1 protein-coding gene is annotated in these 273 nt (G+C 53.5%); it reads right to left on the minus strand.

Annotation, left to right across the window (positions count from 1 at the left end; translation table 11 throughout):
* Nucleotides 1-273: ATP-binding cassette domain-containing protein (locus tag R0J87_RS20375; protein WP_498888528.1), on the minus strand; the 273-nt coding region annotated here is incomplete at both ends.

The following is a 273-nucleotide window of genomic DNA, read 5'->3' on the forward strand; positions in this document are numbered from 1 at the left end:
TATCATGGAAGTGCAAGCCCGTTGTCGGTTCATCGAGGATATACAGGGTTTTGCCTGTATCGCGTTTGGACAGCTCGCGCGCCAGTTTCACCCGCTGCGCTTCGCCGCCGGACAGCGTGGTCGCCGCTTGCCCCAGGCGGATATAGGATAGTCCGACATCCATCAGGGTTTGCAGTTTTCGGGCAATGGCTGGCACAGGATCAAAAAATACCCGCGCATCTTCCACTGTCATTTCCAGCACTTCATCAATAGACTGGCCTTTGTATTTTACTT

Source organism: Halomonas sp. SIMBA_159 (assembly GCF_046536035.1).
GTDB lineage: Bacteria > Pseudomonadota > Gammaproteobacteria > Pseudomonadales > Halomonadaceae > Vreelandella > Vreelandella venusta_A.